Genomic DNA, 21,815 nt, shown 5'->3' with positions numbered 1-21,815 from the left:
CGCCCGTCCTTTTTGGACGGGCGGGACGCCCATCCCACAAACTTGTGGAAGTTATTTAATTCTCATTCCTAAGTATGCGAGGTTTGAAAATACACAAATATGTCATTCTCTCGTTTCCTCTTCCTAAGATCGCAGATCCGGGCCCAAAAGCCTCCCCACTGGTTTCGCTCTCTCGCGCTCCATCCCAGCCCAATAACACAGATCCGGAGTTTCGCACCGAAATCTTCCGGAACTTTTACCAACCGATATGAATCTTAAGAAGTATCAACATAAAACCTGTTTGTTCGGTTAATTCACTAATCGAAAAAACCTGACTAGGAACTGCTCATGAGGTCATAAGCTTGGCTTGACTTGCTTTTCATGTTTCAACATGAAGGCGGCAATATCCAAGTTTAAAACACATTATCTAAATTCAGTTCCCTTTTTTTAGGGTGCTCCTAACACACAACTGAACTTATTAAGAATAACCTCCATGAAGTTTGTAAAACTATTGCTAGCTACGGCATTAATGACTGCTTCTATCAGTCCCGCCTTGGCTAATCCTGCCGTTCAAATTTTAGGTGCAAGCTACGGCGGTAGCGGTTGCCCCGATCGCTCCGCCAGCGTCAGCGTCAGCCCCGACGGTCAAGAACTGACCATCCTATTTGATAAGTTTGCAGCCCAGGGAAATGTCTCAACAGAAAGCCGGAAAAGCTGCAACCTGAGCATTCCCATCAAAGTACCCCAAGGCTACCAAATTTCTATCTACGATGCTGATTATCGCGGCTACGTTGCTCCTAGAACCACAGGCAACCTGCGAGCAGAATACTTTTTCGCTGGAGCGCGCGGCCCAGTTTTTAATCGGAATTTCAGCGGCGAAACTAACTACAATGTTCGAGATAGCTTAGCCACTGTAGCTAATGTTTGGTCTCGCTGCGGCGACAGTGTAAATATGAGAGTAAATGCTGCGATGACCGCCCGCGGTGCCGGCATGGCCACCGTTGATTCTTTCGATTTGGCTCATCGCGGTTTAGTTTATCACGTCAAATATCGCACTTGCCGCTAAGCAGCTTGTTGGGAGTGTAGTGTGAGGTAGAGTTTTCAGGTTTGAATTTTGAATTTTAAGTTGGAAGAGGGAATAATTTTCCCTCTTCCTTCTTGCTTCTTCCCTCTTCCCTTTTTCAACTTCCTGACATCCGTTACCAAGAAATTGGGTCTAAAGCCCCGTCCTTCTAGGACGGCTTTAATTAATTATCAACTTTTGTTAATTGTTTTCTTGAACTTTCTTGCATTGTGTTCATTGTAGAGTATAATAACTATACTACAGGTAGAATAACCGCCGATACACATGAGACACCACGCTCAAACGACAGGTCGGAAAACAATAATGGTTAGTGGGTGGCGAAAACCACGAAAAACATAGCTGGGCTAACTAATGTAAGCCAAAATCAGAGACTAAACTTTTTATTTTTAAAATGTACTGTGGGGCACACAGAAACAAGAGAAGCAATTCTCGAAAGCTTGGGGAGACAAACCCTCGCGAGGCTATCTAAATTAAGCTCGATATTTGGTTCTTTTGAACGGATACCTGGTTTAAACACTGCCGCAAGGATAGATAGTTTTAAGGTAGGTCGCAGAACCAAGAATCCCCTCGCCTTGACTGCTGGGGAGTGTCAAATCTGATATCTTGCACCCTTGTCAGCAACAGGCAAGATGCCTGTTCCACAAGAAAATTTATATTTTGTGGAACAGGCATCTTGCCTGTTCATAAAAGGCTAATTGAGAATGGTGCAACATATGAGTTAAATCCGTTACATCCGTTACATCCGTTACAGAATCCGTTGCCGAACTTCCCTGTTCCCTCTAAAACACAGTGCCGTCACTTTCAATCTGAATTGGCGGCACTCCACCAGGCCTCAATTCGCCCGCAATTTTCCGCCCCGCCGCCCAAGTTCCTCCTTGCAAAATCTTCACCAGCGGCAATTGTTCCGCACTCAAATGCAGCTTTTCTCGAATAGCTGCGGCAATTTTATCTAAAAGATTCACAGTCAGCGATCGCCATTCTACTATAACTTCCGAATCCGGCAAGTAACTGTGTTCAAAAATAGCCGAATCTTTTGCCCGCAGCAGCCCAATATCCAAACACAAACCGCCGTTGCGGTACTCCGGCAATCCCGTTAACTCATCCAATCCCGCGACTTCTAAACCAAGTTCTTGCAGCGGTTCCAACAGCGAATAAGTCAACCACTGCGATAGTTTGTGAAACGGCACGAATTCATCTCCCAGATTTTCTCCTGTTAAAGCCGGATGCCGCCAAACATCGCCTAAATTAACACCACCAATTGCATATCTTCCCGGCCAAATTTCCCCAAAACCTGTCAAAACAGCGCTCAATACTTCAGAAGCATTCACAGTGTTGACTCCCGAAACCCGACTGTCGAGCAAGTATTTTGCCAAATTGCCGGGACGCGGGTTTTCGCTGCCAAATAATAATGGATGCTGGCAAATCGCATTTCCCAAACGCTGCAATAATTCTAATCTGCCTGTTAAACCAACTAGGGGATTGTCTAGACTTACCTGAAATCCAGCAGCTAAGGTTTCTAGTTTTAATTGAGAAAGTCCCTGAGAATCAGCTTGCCAAGGAAAATCGGGATTGCTGGAAAAAACACCTTGACAAAACATCCGCAAGCTGGCTATGGCTAACCCTTCAGAACGGCGGTAAACCTGCCCGGTTTCTGGTTCGCAATACTGCCAATCTGCACCAGCACCGGCATCGAGCAAAACGCTGATAATTGCTAAATCAAATTTGATTTTAGCTTGCTCTATGAGTGAAAATTGTGCTAAATCTGCATTCAATTCAGCGATTCGCGACAGGTTGCCGGCTTCAAAATGTCGCCAGCGACTGTGAAAGGGAATGTTAAAATCGGGATATTGTTGGCACGTTGTGTCAATTACATAATTTGCTGCTTTGTCGAGTTGGGATAAATCGACGCGGAAGTAGCGAAGTTTGTCTAGGCGGGCTAAATCAAAAAGCCGATCGCACTTTTGACGAATAGCAGCCGGCGTTCTCAGATATTCTACAGTCTCAAGTTCAATATTGTGCAACTTCATACCACCAAACACCGGTAAACATCGTTTTCTTGAAAAAAGTCAAACTGACTGTAATCTAAAAGATTATCTAAAATCACATTTTTATCTAGTTTGATCAGCTTATATTCCCACTTCGAGCCGCTGACTTCGCGTTTTATTTGATCGGAAACTATCACAGAGTTTTTTTCTTTTTCCGGAGACACTATTTTACTTAAATCTTCCAGCCTGTCGGCTATGTGAATATCTTTTCCGTAAGTGCAAGACCTAAATATATATAAATTTCCCTTAGCCACTCCCACCGACAAGCCACAAGGTATTTGATTGGCGTTAATAAAAAGTTTCCAATTCTCGCACAAACTTTCCATTGCAGCTAAGGCTGAGTGAGCTTCCTGGAAAGTCAACAAATGCGAATCCCCAACAATACTCCGAATTGTGCCGCCGTATTCTTCGCAAATGGTTTTTTCAAAAGTCTCAAAGTTGGTGAGCAAATATTCCACCTCTTTGATAGAATTAGATTCTTGATAAGCTATAAAACCTCTCAAATCCGCTTTAATTATTGCTTGATTTTTGATGATTCGCGTTTTATAACTTTGGTCAACTTTGTATACTTTTTCAGGTTCGCTCATCCCTTTCAAAGAAAACTCGTTGACAAAAGATGTTTGCACTTCTGCTTTGTTGAGCGCCAGCCATGCTGCTTGGGACAAATATATTTCATCCGGCGGGGTTACTGATTCTATGCGCGCTGTTAAATTCACCGTATCGCCAAAGATATCTTTATCTTGATGCAAGACATCTCCTAATGTAATCGACACGCGAATAGCAATTCGTTCGTCGTTCGCCTTGCTAGATTGTTGCGATCTCAATTCTTGCTGCATTTCTATGGCTGCTACGGCCGCTGCTGTGACGCTGGGAAAAATTATCCAAAATGAATCTCCTTCCCCTTTAATCACGCTGCCTTCATTTCTGGCGCTAATATCTGAAACAAAAGTTTTATGCTCGTTTAACAAACTACTTAAGTCCGACTGAGATAATTTTTTAACTCTGGCGGTATATCCACAAATATCTGTTTTTACGATCACACTAGAACGCAAATTAGCCATAACCTACCCTGACTGATCAAAAACCAGCAATAAATTTCATTTAGCAAAGACGCGATTGTTCGCGTCCCATCGGTCGCGTCTTTGCCCTCTTAATCTCCTAAATCGCGTCCGATCGCTTCTGCAAGAATTGTAGCATCTGGCACAGGGTCAGGCGTGTAGTAGCCGGCGGCTTTTTTGGCGACGATTTCGACTTGTGCATCTGCGGGAATCCAATCTTCAGGAATGGGGATGCGATCGACCACCTGAATGCCAGAATTGATAATCGCATTGTATTTCATATCGCTCATAGAAACTAAACTGTCAATGCGAGAGATCCCCAACCAGTGCAGCACGTCTGGCATTAGTTCTTGAAACCGCATATCTTGAACTCCCGCCACGCATTCAGTGCGCGTAAAATAGGCATCAGCGCGATCGCCCCCTTCCTGCCGTTTTCTGGCATTGTACACCAAAAACTTAGTCACTTCTCCCAAAGCTCTCCCTTCCTTGCGGAAGTAAACTATTACGCCAGAACCGCCTGATTGGGCCGTTTGGATGCAAATTTCAATCCCGTGTACCAAATAAGGGCGACAAGTGCAGATATCTGAACTGAAGACATCAGAACCGTTGCATTCATCGTGTACCCGTACCGCCAACTGCTTATCCGGGTCAGAAATATTCGCGACATCGCCAATAATATAAACCGTTGTTCCGCCAATTGGCGGCAAGAAAACGTGCAAGTCCGGCCGCGTCACTAAATCCGAGAACATTCCGCCTGTTTGCTCGAACAGGACACGGCGGAGAACGCTTTCTTGGGCGCCGATCCGCCGAGCAATTCCCGGCAAATACCACACCGGATCGATCGCAATTTTAGTTACTGCTAAATTGCCGCCTGCTTTGACTATTTTGCCATCAATTTGCACCCGCCCCTTAGCGATTGCATCTTGCAATTCTGGCATATTAATGTGAGCTTTAGTGACAGCAATTGTCGGTCGAATATCGTATCCCTGCTGTAAAAATGAAGTATAAATTTCGCTGACGAGACCTCCAAACGGATCGAGAGAAACAATCAAATTGCGATCGCCCCAACTCGGGTGCGGCCCGATGTGTGCGGCCGGAGAGGTGTTGGTAAAATCCGGGCGGTGGTCTGCTTGGAGTGCGCCGGAAGCAACTGCTAGGGCGCGATAAACAGAGTAGGAACCCGAATGAGTGCCGATCGCATTCCGGTGAGACGATTTGGTCAGGCTACCAATCACAGGCCCCCGTTTCAGCGGATCGATTTCTCCCCAGTAAATGGGATGAGGTTTTGTGCCGGCTCTGTCGGGATGGGATGTTAAAACTATATGCTTTGGTTTTGACACAGTTGTTTTTGGCTCTTGCTATGGATGCTGCTGTTGGTTGAAAGTGAAATTGCAATTTGAAGCAGTGATTTATGATAGCAAAAGGATTCAGGCTCTGGAAGTATCCGGCATAGCCCAACTCGTGACGCTGATTTTCGCGCTGTCCTCAAAATATAAAAACTTTGCATCTGTGCTTCAGTGATTAGGGGTGGAGTCCCAACAGCAAAACTACCTATTTAATCCAAGTTTCTCTAGCAGTTATATTTTCTTTGTGCATGATATTTTTTAAACTAACCGCAGAGGGCGCAGAGGGCGCAGAGAATCTAGAAAAGAGAGAAAGAGGGGAAAAGAGATGTTCACAATTCCTGCAATGGTTGTTATAGTTACAACTGGTAGGCGGTAATTATCAAGAAAATACTAACTCACAAAATTAATGTTGCCAAGTACATCTAATTATTTGCTCAAAAATGGTCGCGTACCCGCGTCTCTTCTAGAGATGAAATCGATCGCGCCCTCAGCTTCTACTGTGGCGACAACGGGGAGTGAGAACAATTTTTGTTTGGTGGATTTGGAAATTGCAGCAGGGGCGATCGCCCAAATTACTCCAGCAGGTACAAAACCGGTCTCCTCCTCTGGAGATATCCCAGTTATAGATTTGCAGGGCGGCTTAGTTTGGCCTTGTTTTGTGGATATGCACACCCATTTAGACAAAGGCCACATTTGGGAACGATCGCCCAATCCCGATGGAACTTTTGTCAGCGCGATCGAAGCGGTAGGCGCTGATGCCCAAAAAAACTGGAATGCAGAGGATGTTTACCGGCGAATGGAGTTCGGACTCAAGTGCAGCTATGCCCACGGAACCAAGGCTATCCGCACTCACATTGACAGCGCGGGCGAACAGGGAACCGTTAGTTTAGAAGTATTTGAAGCGCTGCAAGCCGATTGGGGCGATCGGCTGATATTGCAAGCAGTTTCCCTGGTTTCCCTCGACTATTTCCTGACACCCGCCGGCGAAAAATTAGCCGATCGCATAGCCCAAATCGGCGGCATTCTCGGCGGCTTCGCCTATATGAATCCCGACTTAGACAAACAACTCGATCGAGTTTTTGCCTTAGCCAAAGAACGAAATTTAAACCTCGACTTCCACACCGACGAAAACGACGATCCAGATTCAGTAACATTGCGGGAAGTCGCAAAAACCGCCATCCGCCATGAATTTGGGGGTCAAATAATCTGCGGACACTGCTGTAGTTTAGCCCGACAACCGTCAGATTTAGTAACAGAAACTCTGGAATTAGTCAAGCAAGCAAATATCGGCATTGTCAGCTTGCCGATGTGCAACCTTTACCTGCAAGACCGAGAATCTCAGCATACACCGCGCTGGCGGGGAGTGACACTGCTGCACGAACTCAAAGCAGCAGGAATTCCCGTTGCAGTTGCTAGCGACAATTGTCGCGATCCGTTTTACGGATTTGGCGATCATGATGTTTTGGAAGTTTTTAATATGGCAGTCCGTATCGCTCATTTAGATAGGCCCTATGGAGACTGGCCCTGTGCAGTGACGAAGACTCCTGCAGATTTAATGGGATTGCCGAATTTAGGACGAATTGCAGTTGGTTTACCAGCAGATTTGATTTTATTTAAGGCGCGGAATTTCAGCGAATTGTTATCTAGAGCGCAGGGCGATCGCACTGTTTTGCGGCAGGGCCTTAAAATTGATACAACTTTGCCCGATTACCGCGAACTCGATGATTTATTAGCAACTGAAATCTGACATCCTGCATCAATCTCAAGAACAGGCAAGATGCCTGTTCCACAAAAGATGAATTTTCTTTCTACTCGTTACTAGGCAGAGGCTGGGAACCAGTTAATTGAGTTTTGTGGAACGGGCATCTTGCCCGTTCTTGACGCAGAGGCTGGGAACCAGTTAATTGAGTTTTGTGGAACGGGCATCTTGCCCGTTCTTGACGCAGAGGCTGGGAACCAGTTAATTGAGTTTTGTGGAACGGGCATCTTGCCCGTTCTTGACAATGGTGTAATATGTAGGTTTCAACAAGCATTTAGCCTTGCTATCTTGTCAAATTGCCACTAATTTGATATAAATATAAAAGCTAATTTGATTGAGGATGTTTTAAGTGAAAGCAGTTATTTTATTGTCGGGAGGGCTGGATTCCTCAACTGTTTTGTATCAAGCCAAAGCCGACGGCTGCGAGTGTTACGCTATTTCCTTTGACTACAAGCAAAGACATCGGCGGGAGTTGGAATCAGCAAGGGCGATCGCACTTTCGGCAGCGGTTAAGGCACATCAGATAGTAAACTTTGACTTAACATGGTGGGGCGGTTCCGCTTTGACGGATAATGAGATGGAATTGCCGATCGATCGCAATCTTGCAGAAATGTCCCAAAACATCCCAATTACCTACGTTCCAGCTAGAAATACGATATTTCTCAGCTTTGCCCTCGCCTACGCAGAAACTCTAGAAGCTCAGCGAATTTACATCGGTGTCAACGCTTTAGATTATTCCGGCTATCCAGACTGCCGCCTCGATTACATCCAAGCGATGCAGGAAGTATTTCGGTTAGGAACAAAGCAGGGTAGAGAAGGAAATTCTATTAAGATTGTCACACCTTTGATCGAACTTAAAAAAACAGAAATTATTCAATTAGGCAATAAGTTGGGAGTTCCTTGGGAGCAAACTTGGTCTTGCTATGCAGGCGGCGAAAATGCGTGCGGCGTTTGCGATTCTTGTCGGCTGCGGCTGGCTGCTTTTGAGGAATTGGGATTAAAAGATCCGGTGCCTTATGCTTAAATATGACTTACGCACGACGGCCCAGAAACCGGGTTTTTTCGAGTCTCTTCGCTTCGCCCGCCGAAACGGTAAAAAACCCGGTTTCTCAGTATCGCAGCGGGTGGTCAGAAACCGGGTTTTTTCGCAAGAATATGTTACAGATGGCAGAAACTGCCAAAAACCCGGTTTCTTGGGTTTTGATGGGTAAGTCCTGCATGACTAAAATTTTTAAAATTGATTCTTAGTTAGTTTTGAATCATCCGAGTGCTTATTTACCTTCCGGCTCATCCTCAACTTCCGGTTGACCCTGGTCTTCCTGGTTAAACTTAATTTCATTTTGCAGCGAATTCAACGGGACTAAAAGCATATCAGCTATTTGCGATTGTCCTCTAGCCCTGTAGATATCTATCGCTTTCTGAACATCTTCTACTGCACCCTGTAGGTTTTCTAATAAAGTTTGAGCATCAGCGCGAACCATATGCGCTTCGGGAAAGCTAGGATTGAGATTAATTGCTTGAGTTAAAAGTTCAACTGATTCTTTATATTGTCCTTTGCGAGCGAGGTCTAATCCTTGTTGATAAAGTTCTTGAGCTTTCATAATGTTTTTTAATTTCTGCTGTTCATCGCGCTTGCATAAAGGATCGAGTCTATTTACTTGACCTGATGAATTTTGAATCAGCAGGCTGCTTATTTACCTTCCGGCTCATCCTCAACTTCCGGTTGACCCTGGTCTTCCTGTCCATCATTAATTTCATTTTGCAGTGAATTCAAGGGAACTAAAAGCATATCAGCTATTTGCGATTGTCCTCTAGCCCTGTAGATATCTATCGCTTTCTGAAAATCTTCTACTGCACCCTGTTTTTCTCCAATTACAGATCGAATACGAGCACGGATAATATAAGCTTCTACAAAGTCAGGATTGAGATTAATTGCTTGAGTAAAAGCTTCAGCAGCTTCCTTATACAGTTCTCTGCGACCGAGGTCGAATCCTTGTTGATAAAGTTCTTGAGCTTTCATCGCATTCCTTAATTTCTGCTGTTCATCGCGCTTGCATAAAGGATCGAGTCTATTGACTTTACCTGATGAATCAAGTATAAAGCACCCTGGTTCTTCCTGGGCATTCGCTACAGTCTGAAAAAGAGGTAGACTAATTATTGATTGTTTTTCCCAAGTTAAAAGATATGTCTATTGAAGAGCGCCGAGGTATTGAAACAATTGACAGAAACCAAAATCTACTTCTCGTTCGGGCTTCTATTGAATCAGTAGCGCAAAAGCTTAGTAGAGCGAGACGTGCGGATGTTTGGGAACGGGATATATACGATCGCGAAATCGAAATTACCGCCGAAAGCTATATTGTTTTTCAGTTCCGAGGACACCCTTGGACGATCGTTGAGCAACTGAATCATAAGCCCGGTTCCCTTGTATTTGGAGTAGGAGATGCTCTCACCCTTTCCAGCTTCCCATCCACTCGCGCCATCTACTACACAGGTAGCGACACTTGCGGCTATATTGGTTATAACTGCTACGACGGAGGTGCATTTGCAGAGATGCTGTACTTTGAAGCAGAAATGGATCTCCTATTCCTCTCTGACTTTCGTGAGGTTAAAGCTGAGGACATTGACGATGCCTTCAACTTTACTTTCGCTTTTATGCAGGAGCAAGATATCTATATTCCCTACGCATATTACGAAAATGTGAAGGTTGGCAATCGGTTGAATTTACGCCCCAAAGGCCCGACGTTAGATGATTTAGTACGCAGCGACTTCGAGCGAGTAGATTATCTAGGTATTCGCTAAAATATGCTCAACTAGAAAATTTTGCCACACTACTCACCCCGCTATTCTTTCGCCCTTTCCCCACAACTTCCTCATCCGCTGCTGCAATTCCATCTAAAGTTCGATCGCCCGCAGCCCCTTCCAACAAGTGAATTTGAAGTTGATCCAACCGCGGCCCGGAGACAGAAACAACCGTAAGTTCCACATTTTCGCCCCGCCAAACTTCCCCCACAGCCGGCATTCTTTGCAACTGATAACTCAGAAAACCTCCGATTGTCTGATATTCGTCAGTTACTGGCAAATCCAAATTCAATATTTGATTCACATCATCTAAATTTAACTGCGCTTGCACTAAATAAGTGCGATCGTCCAATACTTGCAAAGCAATTTCTTTGCTGTCGGGTGACTCGTAGCTGCGGCCGATAATTTCGGCTATCAAATCGCGCAGTGTCACTAACCCGGAAATGCCGCCAAATTCATCGACTACGATCGCAATTTCTTCCGACGAACTCTGCATCAAAGGCAGCAGTTCCCCCAGCAGCATCATCTCCGGCACAAACCTCACCGAACGCATCCAAGGTACAATTGGCGTGTCGGGAGATAGCAAACCTTCAGCTAGGGGTTTCGCAAGTTGTTTGAAGCCAATAATGCCGATAATGTCGTCTAAAGAATCTCCCGTCACGGGATAGCGAGAATGGTTAGAAATCGCCATTTCGTCGAGCAAAGTTTGAAAGGTGGCTGTCTTGGGAAGTGCGACAATGCTAGGCCTCGGCACCATTACTTCTTCTACCCAAACTTCGCCAAATTCAAAGACGTTGTTGAGCAATTCTCGCTTTTCTGCTTCCAAGCCGCTGGATTCGCTGGAAGTAGCTATAATCAATTGCAGTTCTTCGGGAGTAACCGGCCGATGCCTTAGATCGTATTCGATGCCCGCAAACCGCAAAAGCGATCGAGTAGATTGATTGAGAAACGACACAAAGGGATTGAACAAACGGGCAATCAATAAACTCGGAGGCCCTAAAGTTCTGGCTAGCTGTTCGGAATACAGTAACGCTACAGATTTGGGAAAGAGTTCGCCCAGTACGATTTGCAGGTAAGCTAGCAGGAAAAAAGTTACTATTGATATGCTAAAAGAATGGGCGATCGCCGACTTGATGTAAATTGGCAGTGGCAAATAGCCGATCGACATTCGGACTAGCACGGCGATCGTACTTTCCCCAATCCAGCCGAGAGCTAAACTAGAAAGAGTGATTCCCAACTGCATTGTTGAGAGCAATCGCTCAATACTTTGCTGCAAAGATTGCACAGTTAAAGCTGCAACGTCGCCAGCTTCCACTAACTGATTGATGCGCGATCGGCGTACCGTCACCATCGAAAACTCAGCCGCCACAAAAAAAGCATTAATCGCAATCAGCAACAGCACTGACAGCAACCGCGACAGCACCTCTGTCAAACTCATGGCGGGTAAATCAGATATCTCCTGCACTCTCGCCCCTAAAAGTGACACAATGCTGCTACACAAAACTTGGCTAAACTTATTTAAGTCTCACCATTCAATCAAGATTGCTCCTGAAGGGTCTGCTTCCTGCTTCACCCAAGGGAGTCGGCTCCTTCTTGTCCACAGGCGTTAATTCGGGTGTAGCCCACCCTAATTGTAGTTGAAGCTTTTAGCTATGAGTCATCCACTATTTTCAACCAATTTAACGAAACGCGGACTCCCGTTCGACCTTGTAACAGGCTGGTCAGTTTTGACAAAACTGTGGTTTACTCTCCCACATAATTAAGCCTTTTTTAGGCATTGGTGTAATCATAGCGCCCAGAATGTTAATCAGTCAAGTTAAGTACGACTAAGTTTAGTGAACTTTTTGGCTATGCAAGCTCAACTCCCTAAAAAAACTTTATCGATCGAACCTGAGAATCCGTCTGCAGGTTTGGTCTTCTTTTATTTTACTTCGCCACTGGAATGCCAGATATTTGCAACTGAAGTTTTTGACCTGGATAATCTGTCAGCGTCAGTGAAACTTCCTTAGCATTTTCCAGCAAAGCTGTGGGAATACTCACCGTACCGTAAAACACCTGCCCGTTGGGGGGGAGTTCCGAGGGCAAATCCTCGGCTGTCGCGCTCAGGGCCCGGCCACGATCGTCAGTGACGTTCAAGAAACTGTAGAGAAACCTCACAGCTTGGGAGCCTTCATTTTTCATGCTCACGTCTAGCAGCATGGAATTGTTGCGCTGACTGGCCGCGCTCACTTCCAGGGTTATTCCCCCGTCGCGACTGTTCAGGGGAAACTTGGCGCTGGCATTTTGTGCAGCCGGTTTTTTGGCCGCGGCTGGTTTAGAGCTTGCCTTCTCTGTTTTATTATTTGCCCCGGCCGTTTTTTCGGGATCGCGACCTTCTACCCGTGCTTTGACGGTTGTGAGAATGTCTTTTTCTTTCAAAATGCTCACTTGGTCTTTGCTAGCGGTCGTTCCAGGCTTGCCGCTGCCAGCATTGTTGCTGGGACGAACATCGGGTTGAGTCGTTCCTTGCAAGGCTTCGCGACCTATAGTAAATCCCCAAACAGAACTCGTCACGCCTGCTCCAAACATCAGAGTGAGCAGAATTAGAGTCAGCACTACCGTCGAATTCACTGCCATTGCCTATAAGTTTATGCCGAGTCCTAGAAACTGCTTTGTCCGGTCGATCGGCTCCAGCACATTGGCGGAAAGGGCGATCGGGGACTCAGCAGATCTAAAGATTTTGATTTTTGTTCTCTAGTTCTAGCACGGACTGAGAAATTATGTTATACTTCATTTTGAGTTAGGTCGAAGAAATCGATTTAACGGCAGTTGGCCGAGCGGTTTAGGCAGCGAACTCATAATTCGCCCCAGGCAGGTTCAACTCCTGCACTGCCGATTTTTAACAACATAGGACGCTCCCCGCGCGAAAAACCTGGTTTTTTCCTACTGAGATGTTGCACCATTCTCAAGAACAGGCAAGATGCCTGTTCCACAAAGAGTGAATTTTCTTGTGGAACAGGCATCTTGCCTGTTCATAAAAAGCTTATTGAGAATGGTGCAACATCTCAGGATACCCGACTTGTTCAAAAAGTCGGGTATCTCGATCGGCGTTAGTTTTATATCAAATCCGACAGTCATTAGTCATCAGTCATTAGTCATTAGTCATTAGTCATTAGTCATCAGTCATTAGTCATTAGTCATTAGTCAACAGTCATCAGTCATCAGTCATCAGTCAACAGTCAACAGTCAACAGTCAACAAGCATTCTGGTGCAACCAGAATCGATATTCTTAAACCCGCAGTTGCCAAAGTTTAACAGTACCATTCTCGCCGCCGCTGACGAGAGTTTCGCCCAAAAGCCCGATCGCCACCGCAGAAACAGGGCTAGAATGTCCATCTAAAGTGTGCAGCAATTCGCCGCGAAGATTCCAAAGTCTAACAGTACCGTCAAAACACCCCACTGCAAAGTATTTCCCATCTGGGCTAATTGCGGTGGCGGAAGTGATGCGAATTCCTGTTTGCAGCGAATGCAATAAGTCGCCTGTTTGCAAATTCCACAGTTTAATATTTTGGCCGCCGTGACTGACAAGAATTTGGCTATCGGAAGAAATCGCTACATAATTTTCGCTGCCAAATGTTCGCCTCACTTCGCCTCCGGGCAATTCCCACAAAGTGACTGTGGCGCGACAGAAACCGCTGGCTGCATTGAGGCCGCTGGCTACTAGCATTTTGCCGTTGGGACTCAGGGCGATCGCACTTATGTCATCCCCTTGATAGCCTTCTAAAACTTGCAGCAGTTGGCCGCTGTTGAGGTGCTGAAGCTTGATTGTGCCGCGGGTGGTGCCGATCGCCAAAATTTGCCAGTCGGGGCTTACGGCGACGGATTCGTGGCGGTGTACCTCTGCCAAACGCTTCAGCAGTTCGCCGTTTTGCAGGTTCCAGAGTTTGACTGTGCCCGCGCGCGATCGTGTCAGCAGCGTTTTGCTGGCGGGGCTGAAAGCCACTAGCAACACGGCTGTTGAATGTCCGAAAATTGTCTGCCGCAGTTCCCCGCTGTGCAAACTCCAAATTTTAACTGTACTATCCTCAGAACCCGTTGCGAGGAATAGTCCGTCGGGACTGATAGCGGCAGACAAAATCCTGTCTGAATGGTGAAGAGTGGCTTTTAAGATGGCGCCGGTTGAGGTTTTTGGCTGCGTTTTATATCCGGCTATTTCCAGCCAGTCGATCGCATCTCTCCAATTTTTGAGAGCATTTCGGGGCCGATTTGTCAATAATTCTATGTATCGGTACAAAGTTTTTGACAAATCAACTTCTACACCTTTGATTTGTTTGTTGAGAAAAACCGCAATTTCGGCTGGGCTGTAGCCGCACAGCAAGCCGCAGAGGTGCCGCTTTTCTACAGGTGTCAGCCCTCTTCTGGTGTGGGGGGCGAATTGTTGTTTGGCATTTGCCAAGTCGGTGTAAAGCTTTTGGATGTCCCAGCCGTTGCTGGCGCGTGCAAATGGTTCTTCGGGTCGATCGAGGGTAGAGGGTATCATTTGCGGCAGTCGCGATCGAGTTCCTAGTCTAATTCCTAACCAAAATCCTAACATTGGCTGTGCGCGATCGAACTGTTGTCACCGCTAATCTATTTTTAACACAGCAAACAGGGGAATGAGTTGCAGGTAGAAAATCCTCTCCTTTACAGTTGGCAAAATAACTATACATCAATCGGAGAAATAGAAAATGCCTGGAATTGCGATCGCCTTATTTTTCATCCTAGGTTTAGTTTTAAGTCTTGTTGGCTATTTTTGGGGATTAGTTCAAGCTTTTGGAGAGGAAACTATTTGGGGAGTGCTTTACTTGCTTGTCCCATTGGCATCATTGGTTTTTTATATCAAAAATTGGAGCAATAAAAAAATCAGAAAAACCTTTTTAATTCAATGTGCTGGATTGCTAATGTTTGTATTGGGAGGCATTACTACTTCAGTATTTTATGGCAAAAATTTTGTAAAAGTCTCTGACTCTGGATCTAATGTAGAGCAGGGGTATAACGAGCAATCGCCCTCTTCTTTTCCTTCTGGTTTCAACACTTCTCCATCACCCTATCAAGAGTTATCTCCTGCTTTCGAGTCAGTTCCTGCTGCCGAGCCATCTCCTACTTATGCTGCACCTGTAACTGAGCCTAATTCTGCTCGTGTTGCTGCTCAAAATTCTGACTTCAAACAATCGATGAAACTCGGCTATATCTACTACGGGCAGGGAGACTATCAAACCGCTTTAATCAATTTTAACAGAGCTTTACAGCTACGTCCGGGCGACGCTTATGCTGTCAAGGCTGTTGACAACACCAAAAGTGCGATCGTCCAAAGCAGTGTTAAATAATAATCCGTGCATTAAAAATTGCCTACAGCGGATATATAGCCATCCTAAGTCATTTGTAAAATTCTTACTCCCTCCCCTTGATAAGGGGAGGGTTGGGGTGGGGTTAAAAATTTACGACTCCTGCAAGGATTGCTATATAAGTAATTCGCATTGTTTTTAAACTCAACAACTACATTAATGAAAATTCTCAAGCAAACACCGACTAAACTAACAATTCAATCTTCGAGCGCCTGGGATGGTTTGCTATTAATTTCTCCCTTCATCGTCATTGGACTATTGCAGATTATTTTGGCATCAAATTGGATAGGTGGAGGCATATTTCTGTTGTTTTCGCTGTCTGTGTTGGACGGGGCGATAGATGAAACATACATTTTTGATAAAACTTTTAGCAAAATGACCATTAAACGACGGGGTGTGTGGCTTCATGATGTTACCGAATGCTCAACTCGCGAGATTTCTGCGGTGGAATTAGAGGAAATAGGAGATAGCGAGGGAAATCGTAGCTATTATGTTGATTTGTGGATGTTCGGGGGCGATATCATCTGTTTAAGAAGCTATTCACTAACAGAACAATACAAAATGGCTGACTTGATTCGCAGCTATATCTCGATTAACGATAATCGCACGCTTAGCAATGTATTTGCCCTACAAATCGGTGAACCCTAGCTATCGCGTAGGCAATCGCCCAAATCCATAACTAAGGATCGCGAATTAAATAACTTACAATTTTAATTGTTATTGTGGGATGGGCGTCCCGCCCGTCCAAAAAGGACGCGGGACGCCCATCCCACAATCTTGTGGAAGTTATTTAATTCTCATTCCTAAGCTGTTGTGCATTTAAATTTTGTCTTGAGGGCGGGCTTTCGGGCCTAACCCCTACTCCTCACAAGAGTGAAAGTTTATTTGACCATGCAATTTAAATGCTGATTAGCTTAACGATAATTAAGTAGGCGCAAATAAAGATGACAATGTAACAAAATGTAAACCTGTTTTCACCTTGGTGATTACTTTCCTACGGCTCGCGAAGCTAACGTCTCATTCCCATAACATAATTAATATATTTTTAAGATTTATCTATTTTAAATCACGGAAAACTATCTTAAACCCGCCCGCCGATAAACTCGCGACCTTGATAATTAAGTAGGCGCAAATAAACGTGATAATGTAACAAAATGTAAACCTGTTCTCACCAGAGTGATTACTTTCCTGCGGCTCGCGAAGCTAAGGTCTCATTCCCATAACATAATTAATATATTTTTAAGATTCATCTACTTTAAATCACGGCAAGCTATCTTAAACCCATCCGCAGGTAAACTCGCGAGCTTTGTTGTCGGTCAGACATTTTAGTGCTAATCTATTAGCAAAATAAAAGGGGTCATGGCAAAGGACGACTTCAAATAATATATAAGTTAACAATTTGGCTGATCGGGGTCAGGAAGTCGATGTGTAGCCTCAATTTTGGAATAAAAGGGTGAGATAAATGAAAATAATCAAGCAAACAGCCAGTGAATTAATAATTCAGACTCAAAGCATATTTGATTTTTGGCTCCCTAGTTGTTTATTCATGGCAGTTGGACTGATATCGCTGACTTTTGACTATCATGCAGCAACCCTGAGCTGCCAGCGATTGAAGGCAAAACAAGGAAACTGCCAGATTGTGCGATCGAATTTACTGGGGTCGAACATCAAAGAAATTGAGCTGGCTTCTTTGCAGGGAGCTAAAGTTGAAAGATGCGGCTATAAAACCAGAGTTGTACTTTTGACTTCTGTGGGCACTGTTCCTTTCACTGCTAACTCCACTAATTGGGGAACCCAAGACGCTGTGGCTTCTGACATCAATTATTTTGTTAAAAATGCAAAAAATGGATTGCTGCGCTTAAGCCAAGAGGATCACTGGTTGGGATGGACAGGAGCCATATTTGTGCTCGCAGGAATCGCAGCGATCGTCTTGAGAAATAATGAAATCTACAGCTTCGATGAAACTTTAAACACCTTGACTGTTAAACAGCGGGGTTTGTTGGCAGGTAAAGTAATGGAATACTCTCTGTGCGATATTTATGGCGTGGAAGTCGATCGCACAAAAGATCGGGATCATGACATTTGGTACGAAGTCAGGCTGTTAGCTTGTGGAGGCTCTCGCATCTCCTTACCCCGCACCATGAACCCATACCAGCAAGCAAAAATCGCCAAAGCGATTAACAACTATCTGCACCAGCAAAATCACCAAAAATAGCCGATCGCGATCGACCCGATTTCTCAAGGTTGCGGACGGGAGCATCTCAGTTTTGTAAAAAGCATTTTTTTATTGTAGTGCGAGCGTCCCCGCTCGCGTATTGTACAATACGCGAGCGGGGACGCTCGCACTGTAAATGCAAAACTGAGAAACCGGGTTTTTCACTATCTTCTAGAGTGCGATCGCTTCCGTTATAAAAACCCGTATAAAAACCCGGTTTCTTTGGTATCCACTGCGAAACTCGCGATCGGGTGGAAACTCATCATCTAAAAAGTGAACAATCGTTCACTTTTTAGGTTCTTTCAACTTCCAACCTGGTTTGACAACTTGCCGCGAACGGGCAATTACTAAACAATCATTCGGCACATCTTCTGTCACCACAGAACCCGCCGCTACAGTAACATCTTCCCCCAAAGTTATCGGTGCAACCAGCACGCTGTTAGAACCAGTTTTACTCCGATCGCCTATTTGAGTTTTGTGCTTGTTTTTTCCGTCATAATTCGCCGTAATTGTCCCAGCACCGATGTTGACTTTTTCTCCCAAAGTCGCGTCGCCTAAATAAGACAAGTGAGCAACATTAGTTCGATCGCCTATTTGAGTATTTTTCAATTCTACAAAATTGCCGACGCGACAGTTAGCCCCAATTTCTGCGTGTCCCCGCAAGTGTGCGTAAGGGCCAACTCGCGAATTTTCAGCAACCATACTGTCAGCAACCACCGAATAAAGCACAGTCACATTTTCCCCAATCTGACTGTTTTCGATCAAACTGCCGGGGCCGATGCGACTCCCAGAGGCGATCGAAGTATTTCCCCGCAAGTGAGTTTGCGGTTCAATTACCACATCCGGCTGCAACTCTACGGTATCGTCAATGGTGATGCTGTTGGGATCGAGCAGCGTCACTCCCGCCGTCATCCATTTGTCCTTTATCCGCGTTTGCAAAATATCGCAAGCTGTGGCTAAATGTTTGCGATCGTTAATTCCCAATATTTCTTGATAATCTTCCACATCCACCGCCATCACCGGACTGAGGAAATTTACCGTATCAGTTAGGTAATATTCTTTTTGGTCATTGTCTGCCTTCAATTCTGGCAAAATTTTCTCTAAATCCGGCCAGTGAAAGCAGTAAACACCTGCATTAATTCGATGATTTTGCTTTTGAGCTTGTGTGCAGTCGCGGTCTTCGACAATTTGCTGGACTAAGTTTTGACTGTCGGTAAATACTCGACCGTACCCTTGGGGATTCGGCAAATTAGCTGTTAATAAAGTAGCAGAGTTTTGGTGCTGTTTGTGAATGGCCATCAATTGTTTGATAGTTTCTGCCCTCAGCAAAGGTACATCCCCATTTAAGACCAGCAAGTCTCCTTGAAATCCCTCTAAGTGAGGCAGCAATTGTTGGATGGCATGACCTGTTCCCAATTGTTCGGTTTGTTCGACAAATTCTAGGGGAGGGGATTGAGGATTTTTCCCTGATATTTCTTGGCCTCGAATCAGGGATTCTTTAACGAGTTCGCCTCGATAACCGACGATGACAACTCGCCTGGTAATTTGAATTTCTTGACAACTTTGGAGGACTCGCTCAACTAGCGATCGACCGCCCAATTCGTGTAGAACTTTAGGCAAGTCAGATTTCATGCGCGTGCCGCGTCCTGCAGCTAAAATTGCTATTGCTACCATTGTGCGATCGAGTTATTTGCTATAAAAACTTGAATATTGACTAACTGATGATATCACTCGCTGTCCGCCGATGGCACTGCGATCGCACAAATTTTTCATCTAAAATTTCCCATCTCGCATCCGCGCGATCGAGGATTTTTCCAGGCGGATGCTGGTTTTAGGGGCGATGCTGGCAATATCTGGACTGGCGCGCCCGGTATCAAAAACCTCGTTGCAGCAGCAGTATTTGGCCGCTGAGCAAGACGACTTGCATTCCTCACTACAAACCTGAGTTCGTTTGGGGGTAAGGAATGCGAGTCTTTTCCCAAAGGCTAGGAGGGGGAGCGAGAGTGAGAATTTGCGTATTTGGGCTGGGATTTGCCACGATACATTATACTATTTGTTGAATTTCAGTTAGGGTGTTTTCAACTTTAAAAAAAACTATTTCTGACTTTTTCATTCCTTCTGCCTTCTACCTTCTGCATTATCAGGTGTCCAGCTATGACAGAGCTTAATTTTCAGGAACTTGCCAAGCAGGGAAATCCGCAGGCTATCGCATCTTGGCTAAACAGCCAGTTGCAATCTGAAGGCATCACAGCCTCGGCAAATCTCGACGGCGATTGTTTGGATGTAATTCTTGAGGCCGAGCAGGTACCGAAAGAAGATACATTAGTTGATTTTGTTCGCACCGAGCTGACGAATTTGCAGCCGGATTCGATTCGCAAAGTGAAGGTTGAGGGCCGAGAAAGCGGTCAGATTGGTGCTGCTTGGAGTCAAGAGTTTAGTTTGGAGAACAGCAATTTTGAACAACAGAGCTTTGCAGGAGAATCTGTGCCAAATACTGCTGTTGCTAATATGGACGATCGCACAGAGATGGAGAGCTATTTTGAGGAGGAAAAACCGCCGGAACTTGCTGCATTTGAGAACCGGCTGCGATCGACTTTCATTGTAGTCGGGCTAGTAACGGGTATGTTGGCGATCGCCGTGGTGGCGTTTGTCGGTAAAATTTTGAACCAGCCAGCAGCAACTGCGGGGAATAATCCTGATGAAACAGCAGATTTAGCAACTGCACCAGATACTTTTCGAGAAGCCGTTAACAGCGCACTCACAGCAGCAGAGTTAGGGCGATCGGCAAAAACCAAGCAAGATTGGACGACAGTTATCGATCGCTGGCAAGAAGCGGTCTCATTAATGAGAAGAGTACCAGTGTCTAGCCCCAACTATCAACTCGCTCAATCAAAAGTAATCGAGTATCAGAAATATCTGCTTTACGCTCAAGAAGCAGCAGTAACTCCCCCTCAGCCAACTCCAACTCCCGCGCCCGCCGAAAAATCACCTTCGGAAAAAGCAACTCCTAAAAAATTAAATTCGCCCAAAGAAACTTCGGAAAAAGCAACTCCTAAAAAATCTCGTACCGAGAAAGCCGAACCAGAGAAAAAAGCTCCTTCCCGATAAATGTTAAAATATTGATGTGAAGAATTATGACTGACAACACTTTAATCGTTTCTCCTGAATGGTTGGCCACCAATACCGACAATCCGCAAGTTGTAATCATTGACTGTCGTTTTTCTCTTGCCGACCCTGAATTGGGACAAAAACAATATCAAGAAAGTCACATTCCCGGAGCTTTCTATTTAGATTTAAACCGCGATCTCGCGAGTTCAGTGGGCAAACACGGCGGTAGACATCCGCTGCCAAATATTGAAGAATTAGCTGAGAAATTGAGCGCGATCGGCATTAATTCACCAGAAACTTTAGTCGTCGCCTATGACGATTCGCGGCTGGCTTTTGCCGCTCGTTTGTGGTGGCTGCTGCGATATATGGGACACAGCAAAGTCGCTTTGTTAGACGGCGGTTTCAGCGGCTGGAAAGCGGCGGGCTATCCGGTAACAAATACTTTGCCAGACCCCCGCGAGGGTAAATTTGTTGCTCACTTGCAGCCGGATTTGGCGGTAGATATTGAGGCGGTAAAAGAGCGTAAAGACTTGCCGGGAAAGGTTTTGGTTGATTCGCGAGAAAGCGAGAGATATGAAGGTTTGCGGGAGCCGATCGACCCCATTGCAGGTCACATTCCGGGTGCGGTTAACTATCCTTGGCAAGGGGTGACGGATGAAACTGGAAAAGTGCGATCGACATCCGAACAAAAACACCGGTGGACGGAATTAGAAAAAGCGGAAGAAATCATCGTTTATTGCGGTTCTGGGGTGACGGCTTGCGTTAATTTACTGTCTTTAGAAATCGCCGGAATTCCCGATGCTAAACTTTATGTCGGTAGCTGGAGTGACTGGTGTTCTTATCAGTTGTAGGGTGCAGGAGCGAGATAATTGTTGACTGTTGACTGTTGACTGTTGACTGTTCACTGTTCACGGCGTCAACCGTCAACATCATGCCGGTGTAACCGGAAATGATATCAAAGCGAAATTCCTCGCTATGAGGACTAAGGATCGCGAATTAAATAACTTACAATTTTAATTGTTATTGTGGGATGGGCGTCCCGCCCGTCCAAAAAGGACG

The 21,815-nt window shown here is 45.3% G+C and carries 19 protein-coding genes and 1 tRNA gene; 10 read left to right on the top strand and 10 right to left on the bottom strand.

Features of this window, described 5'->3' with window-relative positions; all coding sequences use genetic code 11:
• The first annotated feature begins 472 nt into the window (after positions 1-472).
• Complete coding sequence (locus QUB16_RS27990) at positions 473-1,045, top strand: DUF4360 domain-containing protein (RefSeq protein WP_333321235.1); 573 nt, start codon at positions 473-475, stop codon at positions 1,043-1,045.
• A gap of 797 nt (positions 1,046-1,842) precedes the next feature.
• Here QUB16_RS27990 and QUB16_RS27985 read toward each other — a convergent pair.
• The 3 genes from QUB16_RS27985 to QUB16_RS27975 all read right to left on the bottom strand — a co-directional run bounded on the left by QUB16_RS27985 (position 1,843) and on the right by QUB16_RS27975 (position 5,506).
• Entirely contained in the window at positions 1,843-3,090 is a 1,248-nt protein-coding gene (locus QUB16_RS27985) for a URC4/urg3 family protein (protein WP_333321233.1), read from the bottom strand.
• Positions 3,087-4,169: an adenylate/guanylate cyclase domain-containing protein gene (locus QUB16_RS27980; protein WP_333321231.1), complete on the bottom strand. Its 1,083-nt coding sequence runs from the start codon at positions 4,167-4,169 to the stop codon at positions 3,087-3,089. Before QUB16_RS27980 ends, QUB16_RS27985 begins: the two co-directional genes overlap by 4 nt.
• A gap of 89 nt (positions 4,170-4,258) precedes the next feature.
• Positions 4,259-5,506, bottom strand: coding sequence for a GTP cyclohydrolase II (locus QUB16_RS27975; protein ID WP_333321229.1), 1,248 nt, complete (start codon positions 5,504-5,506; stop codon positions 4,259-4,261).
• Between the two features lie 412 nt (positions 5,507-5,918).
• Between QUB16_RS27975 and QUB16_RS27970 the strand changes: the two genes are divergently transcribed.
• On the top strand, positions 5,919-7,259 hold the full coding sequence (locus tag QUB16_RS27970; RefSeq protein ID WP_333321227.1) for a cytosine deaminase: 1,341 nt from the start codon (positions 5,919-5,921) through the stop codon (positions 7,257-7,259).
• Between the two features lie 61 nt (positions 7,260-7,320).
• Here the strand turns inward: QUB16_RS27970 and QUB16_RS27965 are convergent, their stop codons facing one another.
• Positions 7,321-7,545 (bottom strand): hypothetical protein, encoded by a 225-nt coding sequence (locus tag QUB16_RS27965; protein WP_333321225.1) that lies wholly within the window; start codon positions 7,543-7,545, stop codon positions 7,321-7,323.
• 75 nt (positions 7,546-7,620) lie between these two features.
• Between QUB16_RS27965 and queC the strand changes: the two genes are divergently transcribed.
• Positions 7,621-8,295 (top strand): 7-cyano-7-deazaguanine synthase QueC, encoded by a 675-nt coding sequence (gene queC / locus QUB16_RS27960; protein WP_333321224.1) that lies wholly within the window; start codon positions 7,621-7,623, stop codon positions 8,293-8,295.
• A 247-nt stretch (positions 8,296-8,542) separates the two neighbouring features.
• Here queC and QUB16_RS27955 read toward each other — a convergent pair whose 3' ends face one another.
• Entirely contained in the window at positions 8,543-8,872 is a 330-nt protein-coding gene (locus QUB16_RS27955; protein WP_150111713.1) for a tetratricopeptide repeat protein, read from the bottom strand.
• Positions 8,873-8,961: 89 nt separating this feature from the next.
• Positions 8,962-9,291, bottom strand: a complete 330-nt coding sequence (locus QUB16_RS27950; RefSeq protein ID WP_333321221.1) for a hypothetical protein — start codon at positions 9,289-9,291, stop codon at positions 8,962-8,964.
• A gap of 164 nt (positions 9,292-9,455) precedes the next feature.
• On the opposite strand from QUB16_RS27950, the gene QUB16_RS27945 reads away from it, so the two are divergent.
• Positions 9,456-10,070: a hypothetical protein gene (locus QUB16_RS27945; protein ID WP_333321219.1), complete on the top strand. Its 615-nt coding sequence runs from the start codon at positions 9,456-9,458 to the stop codon at positions 10,068-10,070.
• A gap of 7 nt (positions 10,071-10,077) precedes the next feature.
• On the opposite strand, the gene QUB16_RS27940 is transcribed toward QUB16_RS27945, so the two are convergent.
• Together QUB16_RS27940 and QUB16_RS27935 are read right to left on the bottom strand one after the other, a co-directional pair.
• Positions 10,078-11,508: a hemolysin family protein gene (locus tag QUB16_RS27940; RefSeq protein WP_333321237.1), complete on the bottom strand. Its 1,431-nt coding sequence runs from the start codon at positions 11,506-11,508 to the stop codon at positions 10,078-10,080.
• A 488-nt stretch (positions 11,509-11,996) separates the two neighbouring features.
• Positions 11,997-12,686, bottom strand: a complete 690-nt coding sequence (locus QUB16_RS27935; protein ID WP_333321217.1) for a hypothetical protein — start codon at positions 12,684-12,686, stop codon at positions 11,997-11,999.
• 186 nt (positions 12,687-12,872) lie between these two features.
• Here QUB16_RS27935 and QUB16_RS27930 point away from each other — a divergent pair.
• A tRNA-Ile gene (locus QUB16_RS27930) sits at positions 12,873-12,945 on the top strand.
• Between the two features lie 393 nt (positions 12,946-13,338).
• Here the strand turns inward: QUB16_RS27930 and QUB16_RS27925 are convergent.
• Positions 13,339-14,643, bottom strand: a complete 1,305-nt coding sequence (locus QUB16_RS27925) for a WD40 repeat domain-containing protein (protein ID WP_333321215.1) — start codon at positions 14,641-14,643, stop codon at positions 13,339-13,341.
• Between the two features lie 133 nt (positions 14,644-14,776).
• Here QUB16_RS27925 and QUB16_RS27920 point away from each other — a divergent pair, with 133 nt between their 5' ends.
• The 3 genes from QUB16_RS27920 to QUB16_RS27910 all read left to right on the top strand — a co-directional run bounded on the left by QUB16_RS27920 (position 14,777) and on the right by QUB16_RS27910 (position 17,648).
• On the top strand, positions 14,777-15,415 hold the full coding sequence (locus QUB16_RS27920) for a tetratricopeptide repeat protein (protein WP_333321213.1): 639 nt from the start codon (positions 14,777-14,779) through the stop codon (positions 15,413-15,415).
• 177 nt (positions 15,416-15,592) lie between these two features.
• Positions 15,593-16,081, top strand: coding sequence for a hypothetical protein (locus QUB16_RS27915; protein WP_333321211.1), 489 nt, complete (start codon positions 15,593-15,595; stop codon positions 16,079-16,081).
• An 814-nt stretch (positions 16,082-16,895) separates the two neighbouring features.
• Positions 16,896-17,648: a hypothetical protein gene (locus QUB16_RS27910; protein ID WP_333321209.1), complete on the top strand. Its 753-nt coding sequence runs from the start codon at positions 16,896-16,898 to the stop codon at positions 17,646-17,648.
• 285 nt (positions 17,649-17,933) lie between these two features.
• Here the strand turns inward: QUB16_RS27910 and glmU are convergent, their stop codons facing one another.
• Entirely contained in the window at positions 17,934-19,322 is a 1,389-nt protein-coding gene (gene glmU / locus QUB16_RS27905) for a bifunctional UDP-N-acetylglucosamine diphosphorylase/glucosamine-1-phosphate N-acetyltransferase GlmU (RefSeq protein WP_333321207.1), read from the bottom strand.
• Positions 19,323-19,802: 480 nt separating this feature from the next.
• On the opposite strand from glmU, the gene QUB16_RS27900 reads away from it, so the two are divergent.
• Together QUB16_RS27900 and QUB16_RS27895 are read left to right on the top strand one after the other, a co-directional pair.
• Positions 19,803-20,756, top strand: coding sequence for a hypothetical protein (locus QUB16_RS27900; protein ID WP_333321205.1), 954 nt, complete (start codon positions 19,803-19,805; stop codon positions 20,754-20,756).
• A 26-nt stretch (positions 20,757-20,782) separates the two neighbouring features.
• Positions 20,783-21,607 carry a sulfurtransferase gene (locus QUB16_RS27895; protein WP_333321203.1) on the top strand — a complete coding sequence of 275 codons (825 nt, stop codon included), beginning with the start codon at positions 20,783-20,785 and terminating at the stop codon, positions 21,605-21,607.
• Positions 21,608-21,815 lie beyond the last annotated feature (208 nt).

Source organism: Microcoleus sp. D3_18a_C4 (assembly GCF_036702415.1).
Lineage (GTDB): Bacteria > Cyanobacteriota > Cyanobacteriia > Cyanobacteriales > Microcoleaceae > Microcoleus.
This window is presented reverse-complemented; position numbering and strand designations above follow the sequence as displayed.

Coding starts and splice junctions, on each gene's coding strand:
- QUB16_RS27915 (WP_333321211.1), top strand. CDS start 15,593: ATGAAAATTCTCAAGCAAACACCGACTAAACTAACAATTCAATCTTCG.
- QUB16_RS27990 (WP_333321235.1), top strand. CDS start 473: ATGAAGTTTGTAAAACTATTGCTAGCTACGGCATTAATGACTGCTTCT.
- QUB16_RS27925 (WP_333321215.1), bottom strand. CDS start 14,643: ATGTTAGGATTTTGGTTAGGAATTAGACTAGGAACTCGATCGCGACTG.
- QUB16_RS27920 (WP_333321213.1), top strand. CDS start 14,777: ATGCCTGGAATTGCGATCGCCTTATTTTTCATCCTAGGTTTAGTTTTA.
- QUB16_RS27895 (WP_333321203.1), top strand. CDS start 20,783: ATGACTGACAACACTTTAATCGTTTCTCCTGAATGGTTGGCCACCAAT.
- QUB16_RS27965 (WP_333321225.1), bottom strand. CDS start 7,545: ATGCTTGTTGAAACCTACATATTACACCATTGTCAAGAACGGGCAAGA.
- QUB16_RS27955 (WP_150111713.1), bottom strand. CDS start 8,872: ATGAAAGCTCAAGAACTTTATCAACAAGGATTAGACCTCGCTCGCAAA.
- QUB16_RS27935 (WP_333321217.1), bottom strand. CDS start 12,686: ATGGCAGTGAATTCGACGGTAGTGCTGACTCTAATTCTGCTCACTCTG.
- QUB16_RS27900 (WP_333321205.1), top strand. CDS start 19,803: ATGACAGAGCTTAATTTTCAGGAACTTGCCAAGCAGGGAAATCCGCAG.
- glmU (WP_333321207.1), bottom strand. CDS start 19,322: ATGGTAGCAATAGCAATTTTAGCTGCAGGACGCGGCACGCGCATGAAA.
- QUB16_RS27910 (WP_333321209.1), top strand. CDS start 16,896: ATGAAAATAATCAAGCAAACAGCCAGTGAATTAATAATTCAGACTCAA.
- QUB16_RS27970 (WP_333321227.1), top strand. CDS start 5,919: ATGTTGCCAAGTACATCTAATTATTTGCTCAAAAATGGTCGCGTACCC.
- QUB16_RS27940 (WP_333321237.1), bottom strand. CDS start 11,508: ATGAGTTTGACAGAGGTGCTGTCGCGGTTGCTGTCAGTGCTGTTGCTG.
- QUB16_RS27985 (WP_333321233.1), bottom strand. CDS start 3,090: ATGAAGTTGCACAATATTGAACTTGAGACTGTAGAATATCTGAGAACG.
- QUB16_RS27950 (WP_333321221.1), bottom strand. CDS start 9,291: ATGAAAGCTCAAGAACTTTATCAACAAGGATTCGACCTCGGTCGCAGA.
- QUB16_RS27980 (WP_333321231.1), bottom strand. CDS start 4,169: ATGGCTAATTTGCGTTCTAGTGTGATCGTAAAAACAGATATTTGTGGA.
- QUB16_RS27945 (WP_333321219.1), top strand. CDS start 9,456: ATGTCTATTGAAGAGCGCCGAGGTATTGAAACAATTGACAGAAACCAA.